Annotated in this window: 19 protein-coding genes; all 19 read left to right on the top strand. The window is 35.7% G+C overall.

Annotation, left to right across the window (positions count from 1 at the left end; all coding sequences use genetic code 11):
* Window positions 1-5 precede the first annotated feature (5 nt).
* A complete protein-coding gene (gene nirK / locus AAC601_RS05620) occupies window positions 6-1,493 on the top strand; it encodes a copper-containing nitrite reductase (protein ID WP_303270949.1) in 1,488 nt (495 codons plus the stop codon).
* Between the two features lie 6 nt (window positions 1,494-1,499).
* On the top strand, window positions 1,500-2,285 hold the full coding sequence (locus AAC601_RS05615) for a formylglycine-generating enzyme family protein (protein WP_303270948.1): 786 nt from the start codon (window positions 1,500-1,502) through the stop codon (window positions 2,283-2,285).
* A gap of 11 nt (window positions 2,286-2,296) precedes the next feature.
* Window positions 2,297-2,899, top strand: a complete 603-nt coding sequence (locus AAC601_RS05610) for an SCO family protein (RefSeq protein WP_340152719.1) — start codon at window positions 2,297-2,299, stop codon at window positions 2,897-2,899.
* A 43-nt stretch (window positions 2,900-2,942) separates the two neighbouring features.
* Window positions 2,943-3,317, top strand: coding sequence for a hypothetical protein (locus AAC601_RS05605; protein WP_340152718.1), 375 nt, complete (start codon window positions 2,943-2,945; stop codon window positions 3,315-3,317).
* Between the two features lie 73 nt (window positions 3,318-3,390).
* Complete coding sequence (locus AAC601_RS05600; protein WP_340152717.1) at window positions 3,391-5,655, top strand: TonB-dependent receptor; 2,265 nt, start codon at window positions 3,391-3,393, stop codon at window positions 5,653-5,655.
* 230 nt (window positions 5,656-5,885) lie between these two features.
* Window positions 5,886-6,620 (top strand): iron-sulfur cluster repair di-iron protein, encoded by a 735-nt coding sequence (ric, locus tag AAC601_RS05595; RefSeq protein WP_013454826.1) that lies wholly within the window; start codon window positions 5,886-5,888, stop codon window positions 6,618-6,620.
* 23 nt (window positions 6,621-6,643) lie between these two features.
* The gene (locus AAC601_RS05590; protein WP_340152716.1) at window positions 6,644-7,858 is read left to right on the top strand and encodes a hypothetical protein; all 1,215 of its coding nucleotides are present in this window, start codon (window positions 6,644-6,646) and stop codon (window positions 7,856-7,858) included.
* 56 nt (window positions 7,859-7,914) lie between these two features.
* Complete coding sequence (locus AAC601_RS05585; RefSeq protein ID WP_013454828.1) at window positions 7,915-8,430, top strand: cytochrome c; 516 nt, start codon at window positions 7,915-7,917, stop codon at window positions 8,428-8,430.
* 38 nt (window positions 8,431-8,468) lie between these two features.
* The gene (gene nosZ, locus AAC601_RS05580; RefSeq protein ID WP_340152715.1) at window positions 8,469-10,496 is read left to right on the top strand and encodes a Sec-dependent nitrous-oxide reductase; all 2,028 of its coding nucleotides are present in this window, start codon (window positions 8,469-8,471) and stop codon (window positions 10,494-10,496) included.
* A gap of 60 nt (window positions 10,497-10,556) precedes the next feature.
* A complete protein-coding gene (locus AAC601_RS05575; protein ID WP_303270940.1) occupies window positions 10,557-11,144 on the top strand; it encodes a hypothetical protein in 588 nt (195 codons plus the stop codon).
* On the top strand, window positions 11,141-11,551 hold the full coding sequence (locus tag AAC601_RS05570) for a nitrous oxide reductase accessory protein NosL (RefSeq protein ID WP_340152714.1): 411 nt from the start codon (window positions 11,141-11,143) through the stop codon (window positions 11,549-11,551). The genes AAC601_RS05575 and AAC601_RS05570 overlap by 4 nt, the downstream gene beginning before the upstream one ends.
* A 23-nt stretch (window positions 11,552-11,574) precedes the next feature.
* Complete coding sequence (gene nosD, locus AAC601_RS05565; RefSeq protein ID WP_340152713.1) at window positions 11,575-12,819, top strand: nitrous oxide reductase family maturation protein NosD; 1,245 nt, start codon at window positions 11,575-11,577, stop codon at window positions 12,817-12,819.
* Window positions 12,806-13,525 (top strand): ABC transporter ATP-binding protein, encoded by a 720-nt coding sequence (locus AAC601_RS05560; RefSeq protein ID WP_340152712.1) that lies wholly within the window; start codon window positions 12,806-12,808, stop codon window positions 13,523-13,525. Before nosD ends, AAC601_RS05560 begins: the two co-directional genes overlap by 14 nt.
* Window positions 13,518-14,285, top strand: a complete 768-nt coding sequence (locus AAC601_RS05555) for an ABC transporter permease subunit (RefSeq protein ID WP_013454834.1) — start codon at window positions 13,518-13,520, stop codon at window positions 14,283-14,285. Before AAC601_RS05560 ends, AAC601_RS05555 begins: the two co-directional genes overlap by 8 nt.
* A complete protein-coding gene (locus AAC601_RS05550) occupies window positions 14,286-15,350 on the top strand; it encodes a hypothetical protein (RefSeq protein ID WP_013454835.1) in 1,065 nt (354 codons plus the stop codon).
* Window positions 15,351-15,409: 59 nt separating this feature from the next.
* Complete coding sequence (locus AAC601_RS05545; protein WP_340152711.1) at window positions 15,410-16,522, top strand: HAMP domain-containing sensor histidine kinase; 1,113 nt, start codon at window positions 15,410-15,412, stop codon at window positions 16,520-16,522.
* On the top strand, window positions 16,519-17,841 hold the full coding sequence (locus tag AAC601_RS05540; RefSeq protein ID WP_340152710.1) for a sigma-54 dependent transcriptional regulator: 1,323 nt from the start codon (window positions 16,519-16,521) through the stop codon (window positions 17,839-17,841). The genes AAC601_RS05545 and AAC601_RS05540 overlap by 4 nt, the downstream gene beginning before the upstream one ends.
* 885 nt (window positions 17,842-18,726) lie before the next feature.
* Window positions 18,727-19,113: a GreA/GreB family elongation factor gene (locus tag AAC601_RS05535; protein WP_303270934.1), complete on the top strand. Its 387-nt coding sequence runs from the start codon at window positions 18,727-18,729 to the stop codon at window positions 19,111-19,113.
* A 52-nt stretch (window positions 19,114-19,165) separates the two neighbouring features.
* On the top strand, window positions 19,166-20,176 hold the full coding sequence (locus AAC601_RS05530; RefSeq protein ID WP_340152709.1) for a rod shape-determining protein: 1,011 nt from the start codon (window positions 19,166-19,168) through the stop codon (window positions 20,174-20,176).
* The last annotated feature ends 54 nt before the right edge of the window (window positions 20,177-20,230 follow it).

Below are 20,230 nucleotides of genomic sequence, written 5' to 3'. Positions count from 1 at the left end.
AGATTATGAAAACGCATAGAAAGACTCAGAATCGAATCACTTATTTGTTTTTTGCCCTGCTATTTCCTTTTCTTTTTTCGGCTTGTCAGCAACAAGAGGAAATTGTGAAATCGAACAGAAATAAAAATGAAGACATTAAAGTTCTTGGTGCAATGAAAGCCGAATTGACTTCTCCTCCAAACGTGCCAAAACCCATTGGTAAAAGAATGGCTAAAAGACTTTTTGTTGATATGGAAATTTTGGAGGAGGTAGCCGAAATGGACAATGGTGTTGAATACGTTTATTGGACTTTTGGTGGAAGCGTTCCCGGTTCATTTATTAGAACAAGAGTGGGCGATATAGTAGAATTCACGCTTAAAAATCACCCTGACAATAAATTACCACATAATATTGACTTGCATGCTGTAACCGGTCAAGGAGGTGGAGCTGAAGCTTCATTCGTAGCGCCAGGACAACAAAAGACTTTCTCTTTTAAAACCCTAAATCCTGGGTTATATGTTTACCACTGTGCAACAGCTCCTGTGGGGATGCACATTGCTAACGGAATGTACGGATTAATCTTGGTAGAGCCACTAGGAGGTTTACCGCCAGTAGATAAGGAATATTATGTGATGCAAGGAGATTTCTATACTAAAGGCAAACACGGTGAAAAAGGTTTACAGGACTTTGATTTACAAAAAGCGGTAGATGAAAACCCAGATTATGTTGTCTTTAATGGGAAAGTAGGCGCTTTAACAGGAGAAAATGCGCTTACTGCTCAAGTAGGAGAAACTGTAAGAATTTTCTTTGGAAATGGCGGTCCAAATCTTGCTTCTTCTTTTCACGTAATTGGTGAAATTTTTGATAAAGTTTATTTAGAAGGCGGTAAGAGCATTAACGAAAATGTACAAACTACTTTAGTTCCAGCTGGTGGATCAGCAATTTTGGAATTTACTGTGGAATCTCCTGATAATTTGGTTTTGGTTGATCACTCAATTTTCAGAGCTTTTAATAAAGGCGCTTTAGGCATACTAAGTGTATCTGGAGATGAAAACCATGTGGTATATGACGAAGGTTCTGAGGCTGTACCTTATAACCCACAGTCGGAAATTGCAGAGAGTACTCCTCCTCAGGAAAAAGAAGTTGAAGCTGTAGTTGAAGAGCCAGCTCCAGCACCAGCTGACTTTGATCTCCAGACAAGTATCACTGCAGGGAAAAAGATTTATTCGCAAAACTGTTTAGCATGTCACCAGGCTGAAGGCCAGGGAATTCCTAAAACTTTCCCTCCACTTGCAAATTCTGACTATCTGAATGGGCATCCTGTTAAAGCAATTGACGCAGTGGTAAATGGTTTAACAGGTGAGATTACAGTAAACGGTGAAACCTATAACAGTGCAATGCCTGCTCAAAGATTGAGCGATGAAGATGTAGCGGCTGTGCTCAATTATGTTTACAGTAATTGGGGTAATAATGGGACAACTATTACACCGGAACAAGTTAAAAATAATAAATAAAATATCATGCTTAGATATTTCACCATAGCAATCTTGTTCTTATTCCATTTAAATGTAAATGGGCAAGATCTTGAGATGCGCAAAATTGAAGGGGGAGTCTACATCCCCCTTTATGGAAGCCAAGAAGAAGTGCAGGTTGAAATTGAGTCATTCTATATGGATACTAAACCTGTTACCCATCAAGAGTTTGCTAAATTTATCATGCAATATCCTCAATGGTCTAAGGAAAATGTGAAAGCCTTATTTGCAGATGCCAGCTATCTGATCAAATGGACTGCCGCTGGTGAAGTACCTGAGCATTTAAAAAACAGCCCTGTCAACAATGTCTCGTGGTATGCAGCCAAAGCTTATTGTGAATGTCAGGATAAACGACTTCCTACAACCGATGAATGGGAATTTGCCGCAAAGGCTAGTGAGAATTCAGTTGATGCTAGAGAAGACAGTTTATTCAATCAAAAGATAGTGTCAGGTTATGAAAAACCTAAAACCTACTTGAAAGAAGTAGGAAAAAGCAGTCCGAATTATTATGGTGTTTATGATTTACATGGCTTGGTTTGGGAATGGGTTTATGATTTCAACAGCATCATCATTACAGGAGAATCAAGATCCAATAATAATACAGATACCAATTTGTTTTGTGCAGGTGGAGCAGTAAGTGCCAATGATTTAATGAATTATGCCGCTTTTATGCGCTATGCAATCAGGTCAAGTTTAAAAGCCAGAAATACAATGACGAATATGGGCTTTCGCTGTGTACAAGATGCGAATGAATCCAAAAATACCAATTTATAAAAACAAAAATCATGAAGACATTAATTCTAATTTTCGCGGCCACTTTGTTATTTGCATGTAATAATGCGGAAGAAACCAGCATCAAGGAAGAAAGCAATGGAATTACATCCAAAGCAGAATTTAATGATTTATCAATTTTCAATATCACTTCCGAATGGACGACCCAGCACAATGAACAAATAGAGTTCAAAGATTTGCAAGGCAGCGTTTTAGCTGTGGTTATGGTGTATACATCATGCCAAACAGCATGTCCGAGATTAGCGGCTGATATGCGCAATATTGAAGAGCAAGTGGCTGAAAAAGGGAAGGAAAATGTGAAATATGTTTTAGTTAGTATTGACCCTGAAAATGATACTCCCGAACGATTAACTCAATTTGGGAAAGACTATCAGTTGGAAGGCGATCAGTGGCTATTCCTAAGGGGAACGGAGGAAACGGTTAGGGAATTTGCCAATGTGGTGGCCGTAAAATACAAACAAATATCCCCTATTGATTTTTCGCACTCTAATATTATTTCTGTTTTTGATGCAGAAGGAGTTATGCAGCACCAGCAAGAAGGCTTGGGTGTAAACAATAAAGAGACTATTCAAAAAATAATAGAATTAAGTAACTAATAGCACAGAATGTACTTTTTGATTTAATTACTTTTGCATCAAAATGAAAAAACGAATAGCCATATCATTCACCATACTTATTTTATCATTGCCCTTGGTAAAGGTGGCTATTCTTATTCAATTCGGGTTTAATCGTGATTATATTATTGAAAATCTGTGTGTAGAAAGAGATAAAACAATCAATACCTGTCAAGGACAATGTCTTTTATCTCAAAAGTTGAATGAGGCTCCAAATAAAGAAAAAGAACAAGCATCTTTTTTAGTTGAAATTATTGAGCAGCTTTACCTAATAAAAAACAAATATGTTGGCATCAAAGAAAATCATATCGTTGGCTATATTTCAAAAACACCTGTTAACCACTTATTTGTAAGCAGGATTTTTGAGAGCCAGATCTTTCACCCTCCCATTTTTGAATAGACCATATTGAGACTAAAGCAGCGATCTTTTTTGCTGTCTAATCAAATTTTCATCTATTCAAAATTATAATTTTATGAATATTACTATTTCTATGTCAAAGGCAATTACATTGCTTTTGGCTATGTTAATAGGCATGTCTGCCTATGCGCAAAAAAAAGAAAAATTGACGTTTTTGGATGCCGAATCCAAAGAACCTATCGTTGGCTTATATTTCCAATATGCTAAGCAATCCGGAGCTTCAAATGAAAATGGACAAATTGAACTGTATTTTACTGAAGGGGAAGGATTGATATTGAGTCATATCAATTATGGTAAGTGGCAACTTAAATCCAAGGAATTAGCAGAAGCTTTAATTTCAGAAGAGCCATTATTGAAAAACAAGCATATTGAGATCCTTCAACCCGTAAGTGTTATTAGTTTGAGACCCAATCTGGCTGAAAAAGATCAGCAGTTAAGGTTGAATGATACCGAAAAAATCCATCATGATGCTGGGGCAGTATTAACACTGAATCCTGGGATCAACGCTATTCGTAAAAGCCCTGCGTTTGGCTTTGACCCTGTCATGAGAGGGTTTAAATACGATCAGCTCAATGTTGTGATTGATGGCCTTCAGTCAGCAAATGCTGCTTGCCCCAATAGAATGGATCCTGGAAGCAGTCAAATTATGTTGAATCAAATCAAGAAAGTGGAGATCTTGAAAGGCCCGCATGCATTGCGTTATGGAAATGCATTCGGTACCATCAATTTTGTATCTGAGTCACCACTCTTTACACCTGAATTAGCTTTAAGCGGAAGAGCATCTGCTTTATATGAAACGAACGGAAACGTAATCAGAAATGAAGCGAAAGTGGGTTTAACTTCTGCTCAGCTAAATACTGGCTTACTTTTTTCTTATTCGACAGGGAACGACTATAAAGATGGGAATGGTAATTCTGTAGCCAGTGATTTCCAAAGAGGGAGTTTAGGCGCTTATCTCCATTATAAACCTACAGGGTCAGATCTTTTTTCATTAACAGTGAATAGAAATTTTGCTCGCGATGTAGATTTCCCAACACTCGGAATGGATTTGAGAACAGACGATACTTGGATGTTAAATGCAGCGTATGAACGCGAACTGGAAGGACAATTTTTTACCAAATGGGTCAATAAGGGCTACTATACTAAAGTAGATCACTTGATGGATAACCTTATGAAGCCTTTGGATCCACGGATGATGAATGCTTCCACTCCTGCAGAAACCGAGAACTACGGTTACCGATCTGAACTACAGAAATTAAGTAATAACGCTCAGTTTTTCCTAGGATTAGATTATAAATCTGAATCTGCTGAAGGAGAAAGGGAGCGCGAACTCTTAATGGGACCAAATGCTGGAATGAAGCTGTATGATAATCCATGGCAAAAAGGGAAAATTGATAAATCTTCTCTTTTTTCTTCTTACTCCTTGCAAGTGGATAATCATTCTTTCCATGCGTCTGGAAGAATTGAATATAACCGAGCACAAAGTTTGGATTCAGAAGAAACCTTTGAAAATATGTATGAATCCACAACTGCGAATGAAATTAACCCAGCCATAAGCTTAGGGTTCAAGACAGAGATAAATGATAATTTATCCACCGCCTTTTGGTTAGCAAGGGCACAGAGAAGTGCGGGCTTGACAGAGCGCTATATCAATTATTTTGCCGTTGGAATGGATCCTTATGAATTATTAGGAAATCCGGGACTGAAAGCTGAAAAAAACAATCAAATGGATTGGATTATCAGTTATGATGAAATTAATTGGCAAGCAGAAGTCAACTTATTTGCATCCTACTTAACTGATTATATAGGAGGTGAAAAAACTAACCTACAGCCAAAATTAATGAACAGCCCAGGAGTAAGACAATTTGTAAATATTGGAGAAGTATTTAAGACTGGTTTTGAATTCAATTTCAATCATTTGATTTCAGAAAATTTCAGTCAGTCGGCACAATTGGCATACACTTATGCGGAGAACCTCAGCTGGGAAGAACCACTAGCCGAGATTGCACCGCTTGATTTACGATATTCTATTTCTGCTAATTTTCTAGACAATAGAGGATTGATTAGTTTGAATTTCCGCTATGTAGATCAACAAAATAGAGTTTCCACTGAGTTTGGCGAAATGGACTCTCCTTCATTTTATCTGCTTGGATTTGAATCTTCTTTTAAGTTTACTACTGATTGGCAGTTAAAGCTTGGTGCTAGCAATTTATTGAATCAGGCCTATTATGAACATCTAAATCGCCCAATTTTAGCGACAGGAGAAAAAATTTACGCTCCAGGAAGAAATTTTTACACAATGCTAATTTATAGGTTCTAAACCTTATAAGCTCATTTCTAATTTAAAATTGATAGATGTGATTCATTTTGTTTGAATCGCGCCTATCAATTTTTTTTTGAATAAAATAAGCTAACAAACATCATCTTTTTTAAAATTATTTCGTAATAAAAGATAAAAAGACCAAAATATCCTTTTATATTTGTATCAATAAATAAGTACTCAGAATTGGGAATAAGTAAAACAAAATTCTATATTTAAATACAATTGTTATGAACGTTTACAAAGAAAAAACCATAGGAGAATGGGTGGCAGAAGATTACCGATCAGCCTCAGTTTTTAAATCATTTGGCATTGATTTTTGCTGTAAAGGTGGAAGGTCAATACAGGAAGCTTGCGAAGCTAAAAACATACCTGAAAGAGAAGTAGAGATTGCTTTAGCTGAAGCCGTAATGGATAAACCTGAGCAGGGAGATATTGATTTTAAATCATGGCCTATGGATCTTTTGGCTGATTATATAGAAAAAACACATCACAGATATGTTGAAAGAGCGATTGAAGAACTTAAACCATATCTTACGAAAATTTGCAAAGTGCATGGAGATTCAAATCCAGAATTGCATGAGGTTAAACAACTATTTTTTGAGTCAGCCGGGGAATTGACTGCCCATATGAAAAAAGAAGAATTTATTCTTTTCCCTCATGTGAGGAAATTAGAAAAGCATTTAAATGATGGTAGTTCTGTAGAAGCGCCTCATTTTGGAACGGTCAAAAATCCAATTAAAATGATGATGGATGAACATGAAGCGGAAGGAGATCGCTTTGAAGAAATTGCAAGATTAACAAATAACTATACTCCACCAGCACATGCTTGCAATACTTATAGAGTAACATTTGCATTGTTGGAGGAATTTCAAAACGATTTACATAGACATATTCATTTAGAAAATAATATACTTTTTCCTAAAGCTGTAAGGGTAGAGGAAAGTTTTAACTCTTTGAACTGATAAAATAGCCTTTGGCTAAATTCATGAAGAAAACTTGGTTAATAGTTAGTTTGGTTAATTTTCTTATAGCTTCTCTGATGGGCTTGCTCCTCAGAGGAGCTTTTGTTTGGGAAATTGAGTGGTTAGACTATAGAAACATGTTGCACGGACATTCACATGTAGCACTACTCGGCTGGCTTTACCTAGGGATTTTTATTATGCTTCATGCTAAGTTGCTACCTAAAGAAAAAGCCGCTAAGCCAATTTATACTTGGCTGTTTTGGTTAACTCAGCTAACAGTCATAGGAATGGCAATAGCATTTCCAATTCAGGGTTATGCAGCCTTTTCTATTTTCTTTTCCACTTTGCATATAGTTTTAAGCTATGTTTTTGCTGTACGAGTTTGGAAAGATCACAGTAGAAAAGATTATAGAAGCTCTCTTTTATTAAAAACCGCCATCTTATTTCTATTTATTTCTACTGTAGGCGTTTTTGTGGTAGCCTACATTATGGCATCTAAAAATGGCGCTAATGTCATTTATCAAATCGCTATTCAGTTTTATTTACACTTTCAGTTTAATGGTTGGTTGCTCTTTGCTTTGTTGGCTCTATTATTCAACCGTTTTGGGACTATCCTTAAAATTAGCAATAAAGCTTTCAATCAGTTTTACTGGCTTTTCTTGCTGGGAAATATTCTGAGCTATGCATTAGTCCTTTATTGGGGATATCGATGGGAATTCAGTTATTATGTTAATGCTATTGCGGTGGTGTTACAATTATTAGCTGTCCTTGCCTTACTAAAATCATTTGGTGGCAGTTGGATAAAACTCAAGAATTCATTGAGCGCAGTGCAAAAACTCTTATTGAAGCTATTAATTGCAGTTTTTTTAACGCGCACACTTTTTCAGTTTACCTTAGTGGTTCCTGAAATGGCAGAAATGGCTGTTTTACTCAGGCTTTTCATTATTGGATTTATCCATTTGAATATGTTGGGCTTTTTTACTGCCTATTTATGGTTAGAGTATCTTTCAAATGAAAATAATAAAACATATACTTTACATAAACCAGCAGTAAACCTTCTTTTGATTGGCTTCCTTTCAACGGAGTTCATCATGTTTTTGCAAGGGTTTTACTATTGGCAAGAATTAGGAAAGCTACCTTTTTTTCATGAAGGCTTATTTTATGCAAGCATTTTACTCCCCATTGCAATCCTTCTGTTTTTATTACCCTTTAGATATATGAATAAAATCAAAACTTAATTTGAATATTTTGCATTAAAAACAATAGTAACTATATTAAAGAAAACAAAAATGCTATGAAAAAAATAAAAATTTTAACGACAGCACTAGTAGGAATGCTTTTTATTTATTCTTGCGGTGGAAACGAACAAAAAAGTAAAGACACTGCTCAAAACAAAGCTGAAAAAGTAGAAGAAAAGAAAGTTCCTGAAACCATAAAAATGGGTAAAGGGGTAGGAGAATTCACAGAAGTTGAAGTTTCTGATCCATTAAATGAAGAATGGGTGGAAAGAGGACAAGCCATCTATGATATGAAATGTTCTGCTTGCCACAAATTAACTGATCAGCGTGTGGTAGGCCCTGGTTTTCAGGGTGTAACTAATCGTAGAAAGCCAGAATGGATCATGAACATGATTACTAATGTGGATGTGATGCTAGAGGAAGACCCAACAGCTCAAAAGCTTTTGGAAGAATGTATGACTAGAATGCCAAATCAAAATATCAAGCCGGATGATGCTCGCAAAATATTAGAATTCTTTAGAAAGAATGATATGGAAAAAGCCGGTAAAAAAGACGGTGCAATTAAATCTTAAACTACTCAATTAATTTTTTAACTAAACTAAAACGTAACATGAAAACACATTATTTAAATTATGTTGCAGGATTAAGTCTGATTTTTTTAATGGCTTCCTGTGGCAATCAAGGTTCAGAAACCTCCCAAGTTTTGGGAGGTAGCGCAGCGGAGCAGGCTTATGTTGCTCCCGGTGAGTATGATGAGTTTTATGCTTTTATGTCTGGTGGTTATAGTGGACAAATCACTGCCTACGGATTACCTTCAGGAAGATTATTAAAGGAAATTCCTGTTTTTTCAAAATATCCTGAAAATGGATATGGCTACAGTGAAGAAACCAAGGCCATGTTCAATACTTCTTATGGAGAAGTGCCTTGGGATGATTCTCACCATATTGAACTTTCCCAAACAGATGGCGAGTTTGATGGCCGATGGTTATTCGTAAATGGTAACAACACTCCTAGAATTGCCAGAGTGGATTTAAAAACATTCGAAACAGTTGAAATCTTGGAAATTCCTGATGTGGCGGGTTTGCACTGTGCGCCTTTTATAACCGAAAATTCTGAATACCTAGTTTCAGGTACTCGTTTTTCTGTCCCTATCCCTCAAAAAGATGTGCCTATCGATACTTACAAAAAGAATTTCAAAGGCTTAATCAATTATGTTTCGGTTGATCCTGAACATGGTCACATGGAATTAGCCTTCCAAATTGAAATGCCAGGCTTTAATTATGATTTAGCTAGAAATGGGAAAGGAAAATCTCACGGATGGAGCTTTTTAACTACCTACAATTCTGAGCAAGAGCACAGTCTTTTGGAGGTAAACGCATCCCAAAAAGATAAAGATTTGATGGCGGTGATCAACTGGAAAAAAGCTGAGCAATACATGAAAGAAGGGAAATTTACAGAAAGAGAAACTTCCTATTTCCATAATTTAATGAATGAAGAAACTAGCATTGCGGAATCAGAAGAAAAAACCTTAACTAAAATATTGGATCCTAAAGAATGTCCAGATATGGTTTATTTCATTCCGGTTCCAAAATCACCTCATGGTTGCGATGTTGATCCAACTGGTGAATACATTGTAGGGAACGGAAAGCTTTCTGCTGATATGTCTGTTTACTCATTTGACAAAATCATGAAAGCAATTGAAGAGAAAAACTTTGATGGTGAATTTGATGGAATTCCAATTATTAGCTATGAAGCTGCTCTAGATGGCATTGTTAAAAAACCGGGCTTAGGACCATTGCACACAGAATTTGATGGAAGAGGAAATGCTTATACTACTTTCTTTATATCATCTGAAGTAGTGAAATGGGATGTAGCATCTAAAGAAATTTTAGATCGTCAATCAACCTTCTATTCTCCTGGTCACTTAGTAATTCCTGGTGGAGAAACTAAAAAACCAGATGGCAAGTATTTAGTGGCAATGAATAAAATCACTAAAGATCGTTATTTACCAACAGGTCCTGAATTGGCACACTCTGCTCAATTATTTGACATCAGCGGTGATAAAATGAAATTGATTTTAGATTTCCCAACCAAAGGAGAACCGCATTATGCGCAAGCTATTGCTGCAGATAAAATTCAGCCTAATTCTGTCAAATTCTATGATATTGAGAAAAATAAGCACCCTTATGCTACCTTAGGTGAAAGTAAAACTAGAGTAGAGCGTGATGGCGATGAAGTGCATGTTTATATGACTGCAATTAGAAGCCACTTGGCTCCTGATAATATTGAAGGATTTAAAGTAGGAGATAAAGTATATTTCCACCTTACTAATTTAGAACAGGATTGGGATGTGCCACACGGATTTGCAATTCAAGGGGCTACTAATGCTGAATTGTTAGTGATGCCTGGGCAAACCAGAACTTTACTTTGGGAACCTAAAAAGCCAGGAGTATTTGCATTCTACTGTACTGATTTCTGTTCCGCGCTTCACCAAGAAATGTCTGGTTATGCTAGAGTTTCTCCTAAAGGCTCAAATGTTCCTTTAAAATGGGGATTAAATGAGAAATTGAGAGAGAATGAACAGGCTGCTCATGATTTCTATGAGAAAGCTAAACAAAATGCCAATATTGGTAAATAATTTTGATAAAACTGCTGGCAACTAGTCAGCAGTTTTCTTCACCTATTTAAATAAATTAAGATGTCACTCAAGCAAAAAAGCAGATTTCCGCAATTGCTGATGCTATTAGCTGTCCTGTCACTAGGGGGGGTGTTTCTATTTCCTTTATGGCAAATAACCTTAGATGCCGCACAATTTCCCGGTGGACTTAAAATGCATATCTGGATAAATAAAATTTCAGGCAGTGAGAAGAATATCATTCAAAATATCAATATTCTGAATCACTACATAGGAATGCAGTACATTGAGCCTGATTCCATAGCTGAATTAAAGTATTTTCCAATGGTGGCTTATGCGATGATGGCACTGGGACTGATATCATTAGCGATCAATAAAGCTTGGGCTTACTTATCTTGGTTTATTATTATAGCAATTTTAGGAGCGCTTGGGATCTATGATTTTTATTTATGGTTATACGATTATGGGCACAATCTTGATCCCAAAGCTCCTATTAAAGTTCCAGGTATGACTTATATGCCGCCACTTTTAGGTGAAAAGGATCTGCTGAATTTTTATGTGACCTCCTATCCTCATTTGGGAAGTGGGTTCTTAGGACTATCTACTTTATTTGCCTTTGCTGCATTTTGGATCAAAAGAAAAAGTAAATGAGATTTCCGAGGCTCTTATTTTCGATCTGTTTTATTTCAGTTTTTTTAGCATGCTCTGTTGAACCTGAACCTATAAATTTTGGAAATGATCATTGCGTTTATTGCAAGATGACAATTTCTGACCCTAAGTACGGAGCTGAATTGGTAACCGAAAAAGGTAGAGTGTATAAATTCGATGCTGTTGAATGTATGCTTCCTTACCTGAAAGAAAATCCTGAAACACAGTTTAGTTATATCATGGCAGTAGCTTATGATGAACCGAAAAAACTTAAAAATGTGGAGGAACTTCATTTCGTGCAAAATGAAAACTTTAAAAGTCCAATGGGTAAAAATTTAGCGTCATTTGCTAATCAACCCAAAGAATTTGAAAGTTTGAAATGGACTCAATTAAAAGATAATTTCTACTGAAACCATTTAAATATTAGCATTTAATGATTCGCTACTTCCTCCTCTCCTACTTTTTCCTGATATCAGTCAGCGTATCTGCTAAAACTATTTTAGTTACCTCAGGAAAATCCGATAATTCGATTAAAAATGCAATACTTAAGGCGTCTGAAAATGATACCATAATCATAAAATCAGGGGTTTATTATGAAAATCTAATCTCTATCGAAAAACCACTAACCATCATTGGCGATAAGGGAGCCATAGTGGATAGTCAAGAAGGAGATGAAATATTCATTGTTCAAAGTGATGGTGTGGTCATTCAAAATCTAATATTGAAGAACATTGGAGTAAGTTATATTAAAGACCGAGCTGCTATAAGGTTGAATAGAGTTCGGGATGTTAAAATTTTAAATAACACACTCATCAATACCTTTTTTGGGATTTATCTGCAAAAATCGAACAATTGCATTGTTGATGGAAATAAAGTAATCGGAGGTGCCAGAGACGAATCCACTGCGGGAAACGCGATCCATATTTGGCAAGGAAAGCGCATTCAAGTGACTAATAATGAAGTATCCTTTCATAGAGATGGGATCTATTTTGAATTTGTGGATGAGAGCTACATCGCTAATAATATCAGCAGAAATAATATGCGCTATGGACTGCATTTTATGTTTTCCAATAATGACCTTTATGAAAATAACCGATTCCAGAATAACGGATCTGGCGTGGCGGTAATGTTCAGCAAAAATATCGAAATGATCGAAAATGAATTTTTGGATAATTGGGGAGGAGCTAGCTACGGATTATTGCTCAAGGAAATTTCAGATGGAAGCATAGAGAGTAATAACTTCTCTCGTAATACAGTGGGAATTTATGCAGAAGGAGCCAACAGACTTTCTATTAAAAATAACCTCTTTCATAATAATGGTAAAGCCATGGACATTAAAGGTAATAGTCTGGATAATCAGATTATAAAAAACGATTTTGTGGGCAATACTTTTGAAGTGCTGACCAACTCTAAATCAAATCTCAATCACTTTGAAGGAAATTACTGGAGCCAATATTCCGGCTATGATTTAAATAAGGACGGGATTGGGGATGTACCGCATCGTCCAGTAAATCTTTTTGCAATAGTCACGGACAAAATTCCAGCGGCCAGTATGTTATTACACAGTTTTTTGGTGAATAGTTTGGATGCAGCAGAACGCCTTTTTCCTCAATTTATTCCCGAACAACTTATTGATCAAAAACCGAAGATTAAACCCAATCACTATGATCAAGATTAAAGATTTAAATAAGCATTTTGCAAAACATAAGGTATTAAATGAGATTAATCTCCAATTTAATGCTGGAGAGTGTGTGGCTTTAATTGGGCCAAATGGGTCAGGCAAGACCACGCTGATAAAAAGCATTTTAGCATTGGTCACGATTGAAAAAGGAGAGATTCATGTGCAAAATGAAAATATCCGAAATCAAAGTGATTATCGATCAAAAATCGGATACATGCCCCAAATCAATAGATTCCCTGAGCATATGTCAGTGCAGCAGCTTTTCAAAATGATGAAAAGCATTCGACAAGATGTGACAGATTATGATCTTTCTTTATATGAAGCATTCAATATCGATAATATGCGCAAAAAGAAACTGGGGATATTATCTGGCGGAATGAGACAAAAGGTAAGTGCTGCCTTGGCGTTTCTTTTCAAACCCGAGATTTTAATTTTGGATGAGCCTACTGCCGGTTTAGATCCTGTATCAAATGAAATATTAAAGAAAAAGTTGAAAGAGGCTATTGAAAAGGAAAATAAATTGGTATTGATAACCTCTCATATTTTGAATGATCTGGATGATATAGCAGACCGGGTGGTCTACCTGATGGATGGAAGTTTATATTTTGATAAGCAAATGACTGATCTAAAAGAAGAAACATCTGAAAGCCGATTAAATAAAATTATTGCCAGCATTTTAAATACCGAAAATCACTATGTTTAAAATAGCCAAATTTATAACAGCTGACTTACTGAAAAATAAAGTCATGTTGCTCTACTTAATATTTTTGTGGACAGTGTGTTTTGGTCTTTTTAGTTTGCAAGGGCAGGGAGATAAAGCTTTAACTGGCATACTGAATGTTAGCCTATTAGTGACGCCCATGATATGCCTGATTTTCGCTACCATATATTTTTACAATATGTATGAGTTTATGATGCTGATGCATGCACAGCCAATCAAGAGAAAAACGCTGTTTATGGCATTGTATTTAAGTCTTGCTGTAGTTTTTACTTGCGTTTACCTACTCGGGGCAGGTATTCCTCTACTCATTATGAATGCTGGGGCCGCTTCCATATTTATGATCATAGGGACTGCATTTCTTAATTTCATATTTGTTGCGCTTGCTTTAGGAGTAGCTGTTTGGACCAAAGACAAATCAAAAGGAATGGGATTCTCACTTCTGATCTGGGTATATTTTGTACTCCTTTTTGATGGAATTATTCTGCTTTTAATGTATAATTTCAGCGACTACCCAATTGAAAAGTTAGTCTTATATATCAGCTTTTTAAACCCTGTTGATTTGATGCGAATCCTGGTTCTGATGCAAACAGAGGCAGCGGCTTTAATGGGCTATAGTGGTGCTATTTTTCAAAAAGTATTTACCGAGAATTGGGGCATCAGCATTATTTTGCTAGTCATGCTGGTATGGACTGTTCTTCCACTTGGATTATCACTAAAAGCCTACAACAAAAAGGATTTATAAATGCCAAAGCACATCTGGATATTGCCCTTTGTGATGCTTTCATTGATAATGGGCATCATTGGCGGTTGGTTGCGCTTGGGTTGGGCACAATTTAACATTACAGAAGCTGCTTTTCATCATGGAATCATTATGACAGGAAGTTTCTTGGGTGCTTTAATTAGCATCGAAAGAGCTGTTGTGATGAAAAACAAAGGCTGGTTTTTCGTCCCCATTCTGGCAATTTTGGCTTTGCCTTTAAACTTGTTTGGCTTCACACACATAGCAATTATCAGTTTGGTGTTATCATCTGCAGGCTTGACTTTTCTGATGTACATCCAAAGTATGAGGGTGAAAGAAGCCTCGCATTATGTGATCGCATTAGGAGCTTTTTGCTGGGCTGTGGGGAATGCATTATTACTAAAATCAGATTTTATTCCTATGGTGGTGCCTTGGTGGATTGCATTTTTGCTTTTTACCATAGTGGGCGAAAGATTGGAGTTGAGCAGGTTTCTGCCTGTCAAAAAGATCTTTATTATTCTTTTATATGTCCTGATTGCAGGTGTGTTCACAAGTTTTTTCATCCCTTTTCATTTCGGTGGAAGTCGAATAACCGGAATTTTGATTGCCTTAATTGCACTTTGGCTTTTAAGATTTGATATGGCAAGAAAATCCGTTAAGAAAAAAGGAGAATATCGATACATTGGATTAGGCTTAATAGTAGGATTTGTTTGGTTATTATTCCATGCGCTTATTATGATTTTCATGGAAAACCATGCACTCTATTATGATTTATGGGTGCACAGTTTCTTTTTGGGCTTTGCCTTTTCGATGATCTGGGCGCATGCTCCTATCATTTTTCCAGCAGTAGTGAAAGTTAAGAGATTAATTTATCATCCTATGTTGTATGTCCCCTGGCTATTATTCCAATTATCTTTAATTGGAAGAGTTTGGACTTCATTTGCTGGAAATATAGAACTCCGCCAATTCTTTGGAGTAGCCAACGGCTGGATAATCCTATTAATGTTTTTGAGTATGGCTTTAAGTTATTTTTGGAATAAGAGTCGGGATTTTAAAGCTTTTAACTAATTTCTCTGTTCAATACCAATTCTATTAAAATGAGTTAGTGAAACCGAAAATTAGTAAGTTTGAAGAAACTACTACTAATGGAAGCTGAAAACGTAATAGAAACCTTAAACGAACGGATAAAGGAATTAACCTGCTTGTATGAAATATCCAATATAATTACTCTTCATCATAATTCTTTTGATAAAACCATGAATGCAATTGTTCAGGCGATTCCCAAAGCCTGGAGGCATTCTGAAAGTGCGATTGCAGAGATTTCATTGCGCAAGGGTCACTTTATTTCTGGAACTCTTCAAGGAAGTACAATATTTCAGTGTGTAAACATCGAAGTTAATGGAGAAGAAAAAGGAAATTTAATTATTCATTACCCCGATCAAAAATTTAGTAAGACAGATTTTCTTCAAGAAGAACATCAGCTTCTGGTCAAGCTTGCAAAAGAAATAGGGACTTTTATTGAAAACTTTGAACATAGACAAAATGAGGAGTTGATGGAACGAAAATTTAGGCATAATGATCGTTTGGCAATATTGGGACAGATTTCTGCTGGAATTGCACATGAGTTAAATACGCCATTAACGAGCATTTTGGGATTTGCCCAACTAATTCAAAAAAGTGATAAGAACATACAAGATGATATTGAAAAAATCATCAATTCAACACTTCATGCCAGAGAGATAGTTAAAAATCTGATGTTTTTTGCATGTGAAATGCCACAACAGATTAGAGCAATCTCTATCAATTCATTAATGGAGGATTCCTTAAAATTGCTTAAACCAAGTTTTCAAAATGCTGAAGTATCGCTAAACCTACAGCTTAGTTCCGAAGATATTGTTGTGAAACTTGACCCTATTCAAATCACACAAGTAATATTTAATTTGGTTATCAACGCTATTCAAGCAACGCCACCAGGTGGTTATATTATCGTTAAATTGAGAAAAGAAGATAATCAATTAAAAATGTACTTTATTGACAATGGAAAAGGAATGTCTTCACAAATAAAAGACAGAATTTTTGAACCGTTTTTTACTACCAAGCCAGAAGGTGAAGGTTCTGGCTTGGGATTGAGTGTAGTCCATGGTATTATTAAAAAACATAATGGCACTATCAATTTTTCTTCTGAGGAAGAGGGCGGTACAACTTTTATTGTTTCACTCCCATTACAACAAAAGCAATGAGAAATAAAACCGTACTAATTGTTGACGATTCTTACGAAGTCTTGGAAGTGCTTTACAGACAACTTTCCAAACTAGGCTATCAGACATTTAAGGCTGTTGATGTAACTGATGCAATAGAAATTCTGAAAAATTCTGAAATAGATTTATTATTGACCGATTTAAGGATGCCTGGAATAGATGGCATGGAGCTGATAAAATACACTTCTGAACACTTTCCTGATATACCTGTATTGGTTATTACTGGATTTCCCTCTGTTTCAGGTGCTGTGGAAGCGGTGAAATCAGGCGCTATGGAATATCTCATTAAACCATTTACTATTGAAGAATTAAAATCAGCAGTAGAAAAAGCATTTAATGAAAAAGAAGAGGCTTGTATTTCGCAATCTGCAGTTAGCCCATTGAAAAACATCGAGAAATCAGGGCTTATTGGTAATTCTCCAGCTCTAGAAAAAGTTCTTTCTCTGGTACACAGAATTAAAAATAATAGAGCCACCGTACTAATAACAGGAGAAAGCGGCACAGGAAAAGAATTAGTGGCTAGAGCTATACATTATAATAGTAAATATTCGCAATCCCCTTTTGTAACAGTTAATTGCGGGGCAATACCTGAAAACCTTTTGGAAAGTGAGCTTTTTGGATTTGTAAAAGGATCGTTTACTGGAGCGAATGAAACCAGAGCTGGATTTTTTCAGGCTGCAGACGGAGGAACTATATTTCTTGATGAAATAGGGAATGCTTCCTATGCAGTACAAGCCTTGTTACTTCGTGTAATTCAAGAGAAAGAAATTACGATGATTGGAGCCACTAGAACCCAAAAAATCGATGTGAGAATAATTGCTGCCACTAACAGTGATCTTCATGCTATGACTAAAACGAATACATTTCGTGAAGACTTATACTACCGATTAAATGTAATATCTGTCCACACACCATCTCTTAGAGAAAGAAAGGAAGATATTCCTCAACTAACTCATCACTTTATCGAAAAATATTCGAAGGAATACCAAAAAGATAATATTAACATTACTCCTAAAGCCATTGAATTATTAATACGACACAGTTGGCCCGGCAATATAAGAGAATTGGAAAATATTATACAACGCTCTTTAATAATGGCTGATGAAATTATAGATGTTGCCCAGCTACCTGAGTATATTAAAATTCCTGTCCCTAATGTAAAGGAAGAAGAATACAAGACCCTGAAAGAGATGGAAAAAAATTATATTCTAAAGGTTTTGCAATCAGTTGATAATAATAAGTCAAAAGCAGCGGAAATTTTAGGTATCGACAGAAAAACTTTACGAATGAAAATAAGCTAAGACCTTTTAACTAAGAACCTGAGTTCGATTCTTGCTTTAAATTCAGAACTCCTTAAATCATAAATTCCAGCTGTATATCTAGTCTTAAAAGTAAATCAGCTGTAATTTTTGTTGTTATTAAAGACGATAATTATTGAATACTACTTGTGCAATTCAAGGTCAGGTATGTGAGATCAAAGACACCATTGTTTGTGTTGACTTTTTGTGATATAAGATTGCCCCTAAACCCTATTTTGTTCTGATTAAAATTGAGTAATTATACCCCAGCGGGTAATTTTGACCCACCCCATTTTCTTTTATAGATGCGATAAAAATGTGTAGTTCCTTCATTATAAAGGGGTTAAGCATAGTGTCACTTTAATGGCATACAAATTGGTATTAAGTCGAAAAGCCGTAGCTGATGAATATTTGTTTTAATTGTGTTAATCGAACTAATTGTAGCCTAAGAAAGGAAAATAGTGGCTTAATATGGGATTGTTCGGAGTTTTCAACAAGCAGCAAATCTACAGCCTTATCTTCTACATTGATTGAAAATGATACACATACAGATAGAGATGCCGATAAAGTCAGCGGGCTTTGCCAAAACTGTGAGTTAATTGATAATTGCACTTGGTATCGAAAAGATGCAGTGATTTTTCATTGTGAACATTATCAGTAAAATCTTAGCCTTATGATAAATAAAATGAACAATAGAGTCTTCCTGCATATGCCTAAAAGTCAATAACTCAGCAGTACTTTTAATTCTTATCAAAAAATATAAGTAAAAAGTTTAATTCTAGCTTATCGAGTAGCAATATCTTAAGCATTATTCTTCTGTAGCAAATGGAAGCTAGTGCTTCATTTGTTCAAATAAATAAAAAGTCTAAATCAAACAATTATACCATTATGAAATACAATCAAATAATTCTGGAGGAGAAGGAATTTCAATTTATTCAAAATCTAGTGAAGAAATTTTTAGCTTCAGATGAAACACAAAATGAAGCATGGATAATTAAATTAACTAATGAGCTCTCTAATGCTATCGTAAAAAGAGAAAATGAGATGCCCGTTGATGTAATAAAAATCGGGAGTAAAGTGGATGTGGAAACTCCGTATGGCAGAAGAAACAACATTATTTTGGTGAAGCCAACAGAAAAAAATATAAATGAAAATAAAATTTCTCTTTTATCGCCCATGGGGTCGGCTTTGATTGGTTATGCTAAAGGAGATGAAGTTGATTGGGATTTGCCCAAAGGAAAAAGTACAATTAAAATTTTAAATGTCGTGAACTAATAAGTCCGTGAAGGGAAGCAGCAACTTCCCTTCTAATTACAAATTCATCCTAATGGCTAATAAAAGAGATATTACAATCGATCTTGGTAACAATAATACAGTTCTGACGGGCATGATCAATACTTTGTTTTCAGAATCAACAGTTGTAGCACTTAATAGTAAAAAGAATAGCTATTTACTTGCAGGTAAAGCTGCACTTGAGATGGAAGGGAAAATTAATGGGGACACCAAAGTAGTAAGACCTCTAAAAAATGGGGTTATTGCTGATTTAAATGCTACTACGAAAATGCTGAATGCTTTTGTGAAAACACTCTATCCTAGTAGGTCCATTTTAGGGTTTCATAATATAATTGCGAGTGTGCCCTATGGTACTACGGAAGTAGAAAGAAGAGCTTTACGCCTTGCTTTAGATCAGTTCAATTCAAGGAGTACTAAACTAATTTTTGAGCCAGTAGCTGCAGCCTTAGGGATGGGATTGAATATAATGGAGCCTGATGGGAAGATGATAATAGATATTGGCGGAGGACTAACGGAAATCAGTTTAATTTCAATGTCAGGTGTAGTTACATATATGGCTTTAAAAGTAGGTGGTGACACTTTTAATACTGACATAAGGAATTATATGGAAAAGAAATATATTATATCAATTAGTGAAAAATCAGCGGAAAAAATCAAATTACAGATTGGTGCTGCCACTGAAAATAGTCTCCCTTTAAATGAAGAATGTTCTGTTGTGGGAAAAGATAATCTTACTGGAATACCCAAGCAAATTAGTTTGAATTTTAAGGAGATCGCAATGATATTAAACAATACTTTAACAAAAATTGAAGACTCTGTTATTAAGACCTTAGAACAATGTCCTCCAGAGTTAGCCGGTGATATTTATACGAATGGCGTGTATCTTACAGGCGGTGGGGCTTTATTAAAGGGACTAAAAGAACGTTTGGAATCCTCAATTCAATTAAAGGTTCATCTATCAGATCAATCATTATTATCAGTTTCTAAAGGAATGGAAATAGTCCTATCCCAAATGGATAAACATAAAGCACTAATTTTCAAATAGTAATTCCCCTCATAGACCTTAGAAAGATAGTAAGGCAAATTCCCAAAAACAATG

Origin of the sequence: uncultured Marivirga sp. (assembly GCF_963974845.1) — a bacterium.
GTDB classification, from domain to species: Bacteria; Bacteroidota; Bacteroidia; order Cytophagales; family Cyclobacteriaceae; genus Marivirga; species Marivirga harenae.
This window is presented reverse-complemented; position numbering and strand designations above follow the sequence as displayed.

Excerpts from the sequence above, each read along its gene's own strand:
- AAC601_RS05540 (WP_340152710.1), top strand. The coding sequence starts at position 16,519 with ATGAGAAATAAAACCGTACTAATTGTTGACGATTCTTACGAAGTCTTG.
- AAC601_RS05535 (WP_303270934.1), top strand. The coding sequence starts at position 18,727 with ATGAAATACAATCAAATAATTCTGGAGGAGAAGGAATTTCAATTTATT.
- AAC601_RS05605 (WP_340152718.1), top strand. The coding sequence starts at position 2,943 with ATGAAAAAACGAATAGCCATATCATTCACCATACTTATTTTATCATTG.
- AAC601_RS05570 (WP_340152714.1), top strand. The coding sequence starts at position 11,141 with ATGAGATTTCCGAGGCTCTTATTTTCGATCTGTTTTATTTCAGTTTTT.
- AAC601_RS05610 (WP_340152719.1), top strand. The coding sequence starts at position 2,297 with ATGAAGACATTAATTCTAATTTTCGCGGCCACTTTGTTATTTGCATGT.
- AAC601_RS05555 (WP_013454834.1), top strand. The coding sequence starts at position 13,518 with ATGTTTAAAATAGCCAAATTTATAACAGCTGACTTACTGAAAAATAAA.
- ric (WP_013454826.1), top strand. The coding sequence starts at position 5,886 with ATGAACGTTTACAAAGAAAAAACCATAGGAGAATGGGTGGCAGAAGAT.
- nosD (WP_340152713.1), top strand. The coding sequence starts at position 11,575 with ATGATTCGCTACTTCCTCCTCTCCTACTTTTTCCTGATATCAGTCAGC.
- AAC601_RS05600 (WP_340152717.1), top strand. The coding sequence starts at position 3,391 with ATGAATATTACTATTTCTATGTCAAAGGCAATTACATTGCTTTTGGCT.
- nirK (WP_303270949.1), top strand. The coding sequence starts at position 6 with ATGAAAACGCATAGAAAGACTCAGAATCGAATCACTTATTTGTTTTTT.
- AAC601_RS05575 (WP_303270940.1), top strand. The coding sequence starts at position 10,557 with ATGTCACTCAAGCAAAAAAGCAGATTTCCGCAATTGCTGATGCTATTA.
- AAC601_RS05530 (WP_340152709.1), top strand. The coding sequence starts at position 19,166 with ATGGCTAATAAAAGAGATATTACAATCGATCTTGGTAACAATAATACA.
- AAC601_RS05590 (WP_340152716.1), top strand. The coding sequence starts at position 6,644 with ATGAAGAAAACTTGGTTAATAGTTAGTTTGGTTAATTTTCTTATAGCT.
- AAC601_RS05550 (WP_013454835.1), top strand. The coding sequence starts at position 14,286 with ATGCCAAAGCACATCTGGATATTGCCCTTTGTGATGCTTTCATTGATA.
- AAC601_RS05615 (WP_303270948.1), top strand. The coding sequence starts at position 1,500 with ATGCTTAGATATTTCACCATAGCAATCTTGTTCTTATTCCATTTAAAT.
- nosZ (WP_340152715.1), top strand. The coding sequence starts at position 8,469 with ATGAAAACACATTATTTAAATTATGTTGCAGGATTAAGTCTGATTTTT.
- AAC601_RS05585 (WP_013454828.1), top strand. The coding sequence starts at position 7,915 with ATGAAAAAAATAAAAATTTTAACGACAGCACTAGTAGGAATGCTTTTT.
- AAC601_RS05560 (WP_340152712.1), top strand. The coding sequence starts at position 12,806 with ATGATCAAGATTAAAGATTTAAATAAGCATTTTGCAAAACATAAGGTA.